This is a genomic window from Pseudomonas sp. ACM7, assembly GCF_004136015.1.
In the GTDB taxonomy this organism is placed as follows: Bacteria; Pseudomonadota; Gammaproteobacteria; order Pseudomonadales; family Pseudomonadaceae; genus Aquipseudomonas; species Aquipseudomonas frigoris.
Genome location: NZ_CP024866.1, coordinates 2,124,127 through 2,134,359 on the forward strand (window position 1 = coordinate 2,124,127; position 10,233 = coordinate 2,134,359).

The 10,233-nt window shown below is 57.5% G+C and carries 6 protein-coding genes; 2 read left to right on the plus strand and 4 right to left on the minus strand.

Translation table 11 applies throughout. The annotated features are described in order from the left end of the window. The first annotated feature begins 122 nt into the window (after positions 1–122). Together CUN63_RS10025 and msrA are read left to right on the plus strand one after the other, a co-directional pair. Positions 123–2,816 carry a bifunctional diguanylate cyclase/phosphodiesterase gene (locus CUN63_RS10025; RefSeq protein WP_129439096.1) on the plus strand — a complete coding sequence of 898 codons (2,694 nt, stop codon included), beginning with the start codon at positions 123–125 and terminating at the stop codon, positions 2,814–2,816. A 219-nt stretch (positions 2,817–3,035) separates the two neighbouring features. Beyond that, positions 3,036–3,683, plus strand: a complete 648-nt coding sequence (gene msrA, locus CUN63_RS10030; RefSeq protein ID WP_129445081.1) for a peptide-methionine (S)-S-oxide reductase MsrA — start codon at positions 3,036–3,038, stop codon at positions 3,681–3,683. 126 nt (positions 3,684–3,809) lie between these two features. Here msrA and CUN63_RS10035 read toward each other — a convergent pair whose 3' ends face one another. The 4 genes from CUN63_RS10035 to CUN63_RS10055 all read right to left on the minus strand — a co-directional run. After that, positions 3,810–4,646: a 23S rRNA (adenine(2030)-N(6))-methyltransferase RlmJ gene (locus CUN63_RS10035; protein ID WP_129439097.1), complete on the minus strand. Its 837-nt coding sequence runs from the start codon at positions 4,644–4,646 to the stop codon at positions 3,810–3,812. 276 nt (positions 4,647–4,922) lie between these two features. Continuing rightward, a complete protein-coding gene (locus CUN63_RS10040; protein ID WP_129439098.1) occupies positions 4,923–5,246 on the minus strand; it encodes a hypothetical protein in 324 nt (107 codons plus the stop codon). 1,173 nt (positions 5,247–6,419) lie between these two features. Continuing rightward, positions 6,420–6,839: a hypothetical protein gene (locus CUN63_RS10050; protein WP_129439100.1), complete on the minus strand. Its 420-nt coding sequence runs from the start codon at positions 6,837–6,839 to the stop codon at positions 6,420–6,422. Further along, positions 6,836–10,233: RHS repeat-associated core domain-containing protein (locus tag CUN63_RS10055; RefSeq protein WP_165353245.1), on the minus strand; the 3,398-nt coding region annotated here is incomplete at its 5' end. The genes CUN63_RS10055 and CUN63_RS10050, both read right to left, overlap by 4 nt.

Below are 10,233 nucleotides of genomic sequence, written 5' to 3' on the forward strand. Positions count from 1 at the left end.
TAGCACTTGGCCTTCATGTCTCTTGTCAGTCAGTGTCGCAATGATGCAACCTTGCCGCTGGTAACAGTAAAGAGGGCGAGAGCCCGGCGCGATCAGTTTATTCGAAGTGAGTTTCCCTCCATATGAAGAGCCAACCCGATGCCGCCAGCCGTATGGTGGCCGAGGTAGTGACGCAGTTGCCTGTGCCCTCGCGGCTCGGCATGCTTCGTTTCGAACGGCTGAATGAAGCGAGTTGGGCGCTGCTGTTTCTCGATCCTAATTGCGAACGACAGTTCGGCCTGCCGGCTGTGGAGCTCTGCGCTCTGGTCGGCTCGCCCTACGCCAGCCTGATGGAGCCCGAAGCGCGCTATCAGCTGCATGACGCGGTTCAGCAGCAACTCACCGAAAGCCCGCATTACCTGATCCGCTACACCCTGCACACCGCCGCCGGCTCCTTGAACCTGCTGGAACTGGGCGAAGCCTACAAACAACATAATCGACACCTGCTGCGCGGCTACCTGCTGGTGGTCGACGGCCTGTTCGATGGCGAGCAACTGCTGCCGGCCCTGGACCTCGAAACCCAGAACTCTCGCCTGCAAATCGCCCTGGAACTCAATCAGCGCGCCCAGCAGGAACAGCTTCTGCACCTGGACCGGGTGCGCGCCCAGCAAGACTTGATCCTGCTGCTGACCCGCCAGCGCTATAGCAGCAACAAATCCCTGCAAGAAGCCGCCGAACTGATCACTCGCAGCGCCTGTGACATTTACGAAATCGACTGCGCCAGCCTGTGGAACCTCGAAGGTTCACTGCTCGTGCCGATTTCGGCCTATCACCGCGCCAGCCAGGAATACCTGCTGCCGGAGCCGATTGACGTCAGTCTCTTCCCTGATTATCTGGATGCCTTGCACACCGGCCGCGCCATCGACGCCCACAACGCCATGCGCGACCCGCGCACCCGGGAAATGGCCGAACATCTGCGCTCGCGTGATGTGAACGCCATGCTCGACGCCAGTATCCGCGTCGACGGCCAAGTGGTCGGCGTACTCTGCCTGGAGCAGACCGGTACGACCCGCGCCTGGCAATCGGACGAAATTGCTTTCGCCGGTGAGTTGGCGGATCAGTTTGCCCAAGTCATCAACAACCACAACCGCCGCACCGCCACCAGCGCCCTGCACCTGTTCCAGCGTGCGGTAGAGCAAAGCGCCAACGCCTTTTTGCTGGTTAATTGCGATGGCGTGGTGGAATACGTCAACCCGAGTTTCACGGCGATCACCCAGTACACCACCGAAGAAGTCCACGGCCAGCGGCTGTCGGAACTGCCGGCACTGGAAAACCTCAGCGAGCTGTTGTTCGACGCGCCCTCGGCGCTGGCCAAGAGCAACAGTTGGCAAGGCGAATTCAAAAGCCGCCGCAAAAATCTCGAACCCTACTGGGGCCAGTTGTCGATTTCCAAGGTTTACGGCGACAACCGCGAGCTGACGCATTACATCGGCATCTACGAAGACATCACCCAGACCAAGCTCGCTCAGCAGCGCATTGAGCGTCTGGCTTACACCGATAACCTGACCAACCTCGGCAACCGTCCGGCCTTCATCCGCAACCTCGATGAACGTTTCGCCCGAGACAGCGATACCCCGATCAGCTTGTTGCTGGTGGACATCGACAATTTCAAGCGGATCAACGACAGCCTCGGCCACCAGACCGGCGACAAACTGCTGATCAGCCTGGCCCGACGCCTGCGCAACAGCCTGAGCCCGAGTGGCAGCCTGGCGCGGTTCGCCAGTAACGAATTCGCCGTGCTGCTGGACGACACCGATCTGCGTGCGGGCCAACAGATTGCCAATCAATTGCTGGCGACCCTCGACAAGCCGATGTTCGTCGACAACCAGCTGATCAGCGTCACCGGCTCCGTGGGCCTGGCCTGCGCACCGTTGCACGGTCGCGATCCGCAAACCCTGATGCGCAACGCCGGCCTCGCGCTGCACAAGGCCAAGGCCAACGGTAAACATCAGGTCCAAGTGTTCACCGAAGCGCTGAACGCAGAAGCCAGCTACAAACTGTTCGTCGAAAACAACCTGCGTCGCGCCCTGACCCAGAATGAGCTGGACGTGTTCTACCAGCCCAAGCTTTGCCTGCGCAGCGGTCGCCTGTTGGGGATGGAAGCGCTGCTGCGCTGGAACCATCCGGAAAAAGGCATGATCCGCCCGGACCAGTTCATCAGCGTCGCCGAAGAAACCGGCCTGATCATCCCCATCGGCAAATGGATCGCCCGCCAGGCCTGCCGCATGAGCAAAGACCTGACCGCCGCTGGCCTGGGCAATCTTCAGGTGGCAATCAACCTGTCGCCTAAGCAGTTCTCCGACCCGGACCTGGTGTCGTCCATCGCCAACATCCTCAAAGAAGAAGCGCTGCCGGCAAACCTGCTGGAGCTCGAACTCACCGAAGGCCTGCTGCTGGAAGCCACCGAAGACACCCACTTGCAGCTCGATCAGCTCAAGCGCCTGGGCCTGACCCTGGCCATGGATGACTTTGGCACCGGTTACTCGTCGCTCAGTTACTTGAAAAAATTCCCGATCGACATCATTAAGATTGATCGAAGCTTCATCCACGAAATCCCCGACAACCAGGACGACATGGAAATCACCTCCGCGGTGATCGCCATGGCCCACAACCTGAAACTCAAGGTCGTGGCTGAAGGCATCGAAACCGCCGAGCAGTTGGCTTTCCTGCGCCGTCACCGCTGCGACGTCGGCCAGGGTTACCTGTTCGACCGACCGATCCCGGGCACCGAGCTGATCGAAAAGCTCAAGCGCTATCCGCGTGGCCCGATCGCCTGAATAAGGCTGAAGGCTCTTTCTGCCAAGACACAAAACCCTGTGGGAGCGAGCTTGCTCGCGATGAGGCCGTGTCAGTCAGCATTGATGTCGACTGATACTGCTATCGTCGGAACGACGCCCGGAGCAAGCTCGCTCCCACAGGAGTAGTGATTAACTTGGCATCATTGGGCACACTGGTGGTCTGTTTATTTACATCCAACCTGACTGAGAGGACTGATGATGGTTCTGCGCTCGGAAATCCTGGTGAACAAAAACGTGCTCCCGACTAAAGAACAAGCTCTGCCTGGCCGTGAAACCCCAATGAACCTGCCGGAAAAACACTTCGTCCACGACGCCCCGCTGCTGGGCCCGTTCGCGATGGACGTGGATTTCGCGATCTTCGGCCTGGGCTGCTTCTGGGGCGCGGAACGCAAGTTCTGGCAGCGCGAAGGCGTGGTCAGCACGGTGGTGGGTTATGCCGGCGGCTTTACGCCGAACCCGACGTATGAAGAAGTCTGCTCGGGCCTGACCGGCCACAGCGAAGTGGTACTGGTGGTCTACGACCCGGCGAAAGTCAGCTACGAAGAACTGCTGAAGATGTTCTGGGAACTGCACAACCCGACCCAGGGCATGCGTCAGGGCAACGACATCGGCACCCAATACCGCTCGGTGATCTACGCCACCAACCCGACTCAGTTGGCAGCCGCCAAGCACAGCGAGCAAGTGTTCCAGGCTGAGCTGACCAAGGCTGGCAAAGGCACGATCACCACTGAAATCGACGAAGCCCCGACGGTCTATTTCGCCGAGGCGTATCACCAGCAATACCTGGCGAAAAACCCTGAAGGGTATTGCGGGATTGGCGGTACAGGCGTGACTTGCCCGATCTGAATCCCAAAAAGCAAAAGATCGCAGCCTCGTTTCACTCGACAGCTCCTACAGAGAAATGCATTCCCCCTGTAGGAGCTGTCGAGTGAAACGAGGCTGCGATCTTTTGATCTTGCTCGTCAATTGACCCTATTCGGCAATCAACCAATCCATCTGCCAACCACCCTGGGTCTGCCCCAGCTTCTTGGACAACCACGGCAGCAACTCACGCAATTCCTCTTCCAGACCCCACGGCGGATTCGCAATCGCCAGCCCCGAACCATTCAGACTGTTCGGCGTATCCAACGGATGCACCAGCAACTCGACGCGCAACAACTTCGGCGCGCCCGTGCCCGCCAGATCCTGATAAAAACGACGCAACATGCGCTGGTCCTTCACCGGGTACCAGATCGCCGCCACGGTTTGCCGCATCCGGCCAATCGCCTCTTTCAGCGACGCCGCACAGCGCTGCATCTCATCCAGCTGCTCGAACGGCGGATCGATCAACATCACCGCACGCTTCTCCTGCACCGGCAACATCGCACGCGGCACATGCCAGCCTTCACCCAGATGCACCTTCACCCGACGGTCGCCCGCCATGTTGTCCTTGAGCAACACACCGTCTTGCGGGTGTTTCTCGTTGAGCATCACCCGATCCTGCGGCCGCGTCAGACGCCGCGCCAACTCCGGCGAACCCGGGTAATAGCGCAACTGGCCATCCGGGTTCATGTCGTGCAGCACCTTCATGTAATCCGCGGTCAACGCCGGCAGATCCGGCTGATCCCACAAACGCGCAATACCTTCCAGGTACTCACCGGTACGGCTCGCCTGATCACCCTGCAGGTCATACAGACCAATGCCGGCGTGAGTGTCGAGATAGGCAAACGGCTGCTCCTTGCGCGACATCAAGGCGATGATGCGGGTCAAAGTCAGGTGTTTGAACACATCGGCGTGATTGCCGGCATGGAAGGCGTGACGATAATTCATGGCTGCTCCTGCGAAGGGCGGGAAGTTTACCTTGTACCGAGGCGAACGTCAGGGCCTCACGGCCGAGCGGCCAAGCTGCCACACAACTAGCAGCTGGCGAAGCCTGCGTCCGGCTGCGCAGCAGTCGTAAACCCTGCTTGCACGGTGTGTCTGAAAAATCGCGAGTGCTGATTTGACGACTGCTGCGCAGCCGGACGCAGGCTTCGCCAGCTGCTACAACTCGTGCGACTCAGCCAAAGTTGTTTGACCGAATCGCATCAGGGAAAGCGTCCGGCCCTACTCCGAAGGCCGAGCCTTCAATCGTCGCCCTAACACATCCAGCACATCACACCCATCCCGCAACGGAATGGCACAGAGCAAAGCAAAATCACTAAGGATGAAGGACTGACACTCGATCGAACCGCGCATGGACAGGTTCTCCATCACTTGGGTGACGGCGCGAATTCGATAGCTGGCAGCGTCATACAAAACATCCAGCGGCGCTTGGGTGTCGACGAACAGGGTAGGCATGTCGTCGCAATTGCTGGTGAGCGCCATGAAGCGGTTTTTGGGGTGGGGGATTGGTTTTTCGTAGGGTGGATCGGGTGTAAATGTTTTCATTTGAATTGCTCCAAGGAAAAAATGGAGCTGCCTTAGGCCTTCCTACAGGCTAGGGTGGCAGCTATGCACGGGGTAGGAATATCGAGACCCTTAGAGCAAAACTCGACCACGCCGAAGCGTGCCCGCGCATAGCCGCCGCAACTGATCTTACGGACGCACGTTAACGGCCGCAAACCAAGCATCGACGCCAATGTAGCTCTAACGGTTTCGAAGGGTTCCTACACCCTGCCACTGGAATTTCAGTGACCGCCAAAGACTATCGATGGAGCTCATTTCATACCAGTTCATGGAAACCGCTACGACTTGAAGGAAACTTCCGACAACATTGCCCAGAAATTTCGCTCAAAAAAGCAAACGTGGCGAAAAACTTCACTGAAGCTTGGCTTGATTTCGCCACCTGTTGAATCCACATCCTATAGCTGCCACTCAGCAAAGACAGAATTCGGCCCAGAGTGTGTAAAAACGCCTGCCACCCCCTTGCCGCCGACTTCAGACGGAGCAGAATGCCAAGCTATCAAGATCGATCTCGGCGTAGCTCCCAAAATCGCCTTTGTAGAGATAGATCTTGGACACTCCTAGCTCGGATTGTAAGAACTCAACAAGCTTTCTAAGGCTACCGTTTTTAGACATTGCAGTCGGACGTACTACCGTTGCCTGTCCGGGTTCGTCATCGTAAATTCTGATCAGAAACACATCCTCTTCGTTCTGTATGTCGTAGTTATAACCACGGTACTCATACCCAAAATCGTGGTCGACATCATCAAAGCGAGTAGATTTCACTATCTTCAAAGTAGCAGCCCGTTAAACCTCACTGATAAACGTGGATGGATATACTTATTTTGTAAGTATACTTACAGGTTAGCCTTTTCGCCGTATAACCACTGGCCACTATCATCAAAACAACATAACTGTCGCGAGCACAGGCAAAGCAGTAGCTAGTTCCTACTTTCGAAACATCGATCAAAGCCAATTCATTTGACAAGGCCGTACCGTCCTCCACAAGCATCTCTGACACCTCAGTGCCTACTGCCCCTAAAGACTTACAATCCAATACGTCATTAAAGGTAATTAGCCAAAGCTCCTCCCGCTAACCCAAGCATAAAGGGGACGTATTTATTACTCTTGAGAATGCCGACGTGTGGGAGTCCAGACTGACAGGCACCACCTTATCCATCACCAACTGGACCGATCTTCAAGACTCGCTAAAAGAAGATCTTCCTTCCAGGTCTCCTGAGCCAACGAATAGACATCTTGAAGAAATCCACGGGGATCTTCCAATGCATACCACTCGCCACGCGGCCAACTCCCTGCATCTTCTTCATCTATATCAAACAAACTCTGAAAATCATAAGACGCATCGCTTAGCTTTTCCGCTAGAAAATCCAGCAGCACGAGCTTATGTCGATAGGACAGATAACCTAGATTCAAGCTGTATCTTTTGATCAGCTCCGCTCTGTCAAAACGATCATTAGGATTAAATACTTCCAGTTCTGCACCCCGAGTTTCCTCGCGATCATAGACATCAAAGACGCCGATAAACCACATCAAATCGGGTTGAAATTCTTCATTTGAAAATGGATCTCGCAACATCATTTTCTCTCCGAAGGAAAAGCAGTAAAAGGCCGCAGCACATTATCCTTATCGAACTTAACTTCAAACCAATTCAGATCTTCATTTAGTGTCGGGTTACGAGCGTCTTTCTTGTTCGGTTTATAACCACGCCCGGCCCCAGGAAGCTCCATCCTTACGATCGGATTTTTATTGTGGTCCTTCCCTGTATGCGGGCTCAAACCTAACGCCTCCCTTGTCATAGCTTTATTCAATGCCCCCAAATGCATACGCCAGTTTCTGAATTGAGAGCTCAAGTTCCCTCTAGCGCCTTTCGGAACCTCACCGGTATGAGGATCGGCCCCATTATCTGCTCGTTGTTTGAGCGCTTGGTCAGATATTTCTGAGCTGTGTTTTTTTACTGTGTGCATATCATATTTTGCTTCCATTTCTTTAACACGCCGCTTCGCGTTCGCCTCAGCCAACTCATCAATCCGCGCCCTCCGCTGATCACCTGTCAGCTTCGGCAGCGCTGGCTCACCCTCATCAACCCTAACGCCTGCCGTATCATCCGGCGCCCCACACCCAGGCTTGTTCGGTGGCGGGCAATTCCCGCTCAACCCCAACGGATCAACCCACCCCGTCGGATTCGGCGTGTACTGATACTGGTTCAGCCCGCCCGCCAACTTGATCGGATCTGGCGTCAGATACCGTCCAACCTCCGGATCATAGTACCGATGCCGGTTGTAATGCAGACCACTCTCGGCGTCGAAGTACTGCCCCTGAAACCGCAACGGTTGCTCGAGCTGCTCTCCCCCGCCGAACGCCAGGCGGGTGACCTTGCCGTAGGCGTTGTACTTCGCCGACCACACAATCTCGCCACCAAAATCCGTCAGTTCCTGCGGCGTGCCCAGGTGATCGAGCTGGTAGTAAAACGGGCAAGCCTTGCGTGGGCCTTTGCCGTCGAGCATGGCCAGTGGGCGGAAGCTGCCCGGTTCGTAGAGGTAGCTGCGGTAGTGCTCGCGGCTGCTTTCGGCGACGAGGTTGTCGCCTTGCCAGAAGAACTCGGTGGTGTGGCCGTCGACGGTTTTGGCGATGCGGCGGCCGAAGGCGTCGTAGCGGTAGTTGGCGCTGCGGCCGTCAGGGGTCGTGACGCCGACCAAGCGGTGCTGGCAGTCGTAGCGGTATTCGGTGACGAGTTTTTGCCCGGTGCCGCGGCGTTCGCGGATGAGGTTGCCGAAGGCGTCGTAGTCGTAGTGGCGGTCGCTTTGCATCAGCAGGCGGTTGCCTTTGACGGTCGCGGCGCCGGGGCGGTCCTGCATCAGCAGGTTGCCGGCGGGGTCGTGGGCGAAGCTTTCCGGTGGGTCGTCTCGGGTGTGGCGCACGCGAGTCAGGCGATTGAGCGGGTCGTACTGGTAATTGCGTTGGCCGTGACGGGTGTCGGCGATGCTGTCGAGATTGCCGTTGGCGCTGTAGGCATAGTCGCGGCGATACAGCGGTTGGTGCTGTTGACTGACAGCGTGGGCTTTCAATCGGCCCTGATCGTCGTAGGCATATTCGCTGAGCAGTTGCCCCTGCTGGCGTTGCTGTTCGCGGCCGAAGGCAAATTGGTGGGTGGTGAGTCGCGCGCCGTTGAGGTCGATGGCCGTGAGTGCGCCGCCCTTGGCGTGGTGGTAATCGAGTTTGCTGCCGTCCGGCAGGCGCAGGCGATTGAGTTGGCCGCAGGCGTCGTAGCCATAGCGCAAGGTGCCCCAGCCCTGATGCTCGGTGATCAGGCGGTCCTGTCGGTCGTATTCGAACTCCAGCGGATGATCGTGACCGTCATCGACGCTGACCAGCCGGCCGAGNCTGTCGTAGCGGTATTCAACCTTGATGCCGTCGGGCAACGTTTTGACCAGCAACCGCCCTGCCGAATCCCGCTNATAAGCCGTCACCAGCTGCGAACCGTCCTCCCCGAACTCGGTTTTCCCCAGCAACTGGCCGTTGAGGTCGTAGGCGTACGCCGTGCGTTGGCCGTCGAATCCGGTTTCCTGTCGGATCAAGCCGTTGGGCGTGTAGTCCAGGAGATATTTTTCACCGGATTCGTTTTCGATTTCCGTGAGCAACAGCTGCGCGTTGTCGTAGCGGTACTTCAGCTGGGTGCCGTCGGGATTGAGGCGGCGGCTGACCAGGTGCAGATCGTCGACGTATTCGTAGCGGGTGACGCGGCCCAGTTCATCGCGTTCGGCGGTGATTTTGCCGTAGGCGTTGTAGCTGAACGCGCGGCTGGCGCCTGTGGGAAGCGTCGTCTGGATCAGTCGGCCGACGGCATCCCATTGGTACTGGGTAACGGCGCCGTGTTCGTCCTGACGGGTAATCTGCCGCCCCAGCGCGTCGTAGGAAAACCGCCGCACACCACCATCCGACAGCGTTTCCTCAACCAACTGCCCCAAGCCATTCCAGGCAAAGACATGCCGACTGGTGTCCGGGTAACGGATCGACAGCAGCAGCCCTTTTTCGTCGTAGTGATAGTGGCTGACATGGCCGTCGGGGTCGGTCGCTTCGGTGATGTCACCGTGCGTATTGCGCTGATATTTCCACACGGCTTTGCCGCGGTACCNCGCATGCAGGAAACCGTTTCGATACTCGTAGGCAGTCGGTTCGTCTTCCGGTGGAATCAGCGCGATCAGCCGTCCGACCTCGTCGTAACGGTATTCGGTGACGGCGCCGAGCGGGTCTTGCTCGGCAATCAGCCGACCGTTGTCGTCGTAGGCCTTAAGGTGCTCGCCGCCGTCCAGCTCGACCTTGCGCACCAGCCGCGCGCGGTCGTCATGGACGTAAACCTCTTCACTGCCATCGATGTTCTGGACGGTGACACTGCCCTCGTCATCCCAGACGTAACGCGCGTCCATCTGTGAAAACGACGCCCAATGCCGGACACATCGGGCAGCCTTACCGGACCTTTCCCACTCCCAGAAGAAACTCGCCCCACCAGCCAATTGCCGCTGCAGGATGACGTGCTGATCGTCGTAGTCGTAACGTTCGCTTTCATCAGCAGCATTGGTTGCTTCGATCAGTTGATCGCGTTCGTCGTAGCTATAACTGACCAGTGTCTGCTCGGTGTGCCAAGCCTCGTCGAGGGTCTGGGCCGGGACAAAGACCTGATAATCGACGGCGACCAAATGGCTCCGGTCATAGCGCAATCGCAAGGCACGGCCGGCGCCATTATCGAGGCGTTTGATGCGTTCGTGACGGTCACGGGTGATGCGCAGGCGGTTGTCGTAAGCGTCACTGATGGCCGTCAGCCGACCGTTATGAAAGTGATAGAACCGCGCCTCGTCACCCGCCTGGGCGAGGATCAATTCTTCGGGTTCATCGCCGAGATAAATCGCCGCCCGCGACAGGCTGTTGTTGATCGCGGGGCGTTCACTGTTTGGCAGCGGAAAAGTAGTGCGACGGT

Coding starts and splice junctions, on each gene's coding strand:
- CUN63_RS10025 (WP_129439096.1), top strand. CDS start 123: ATGAAGAGCCAACCCGATGCCGCCAGCCGTATGGTGGCCGAGGTAGTG.
- msrA (WP_129445081.1), top strand. CDS start 3,036: ATGGTTCTGCGCTCGGAAATCCTGGTGAACAAAAACGTGCTCCCGACT.
- CUN63_RS10035 (WP_129439097.1), bottom strand. CDS start 4,646: ATGAATTATCGTCACGCCTTCCATGCCGGCAATCACGCCGATGTGTTC.
- CUN63_RS10040 (WP_129439098.1), bottom strand. CDS start 5,246: ATGAAAACATTTACACCCGATCCACCCTACGAAAAACCAATCCCCCAC.
- CUN63_RS10050 (WP_129439100.1), bottom strand. CDS start 6,839: ATGATGTTGCGAGATCCATTTTCAAATGAAGAATTTCAACCCGATTTG.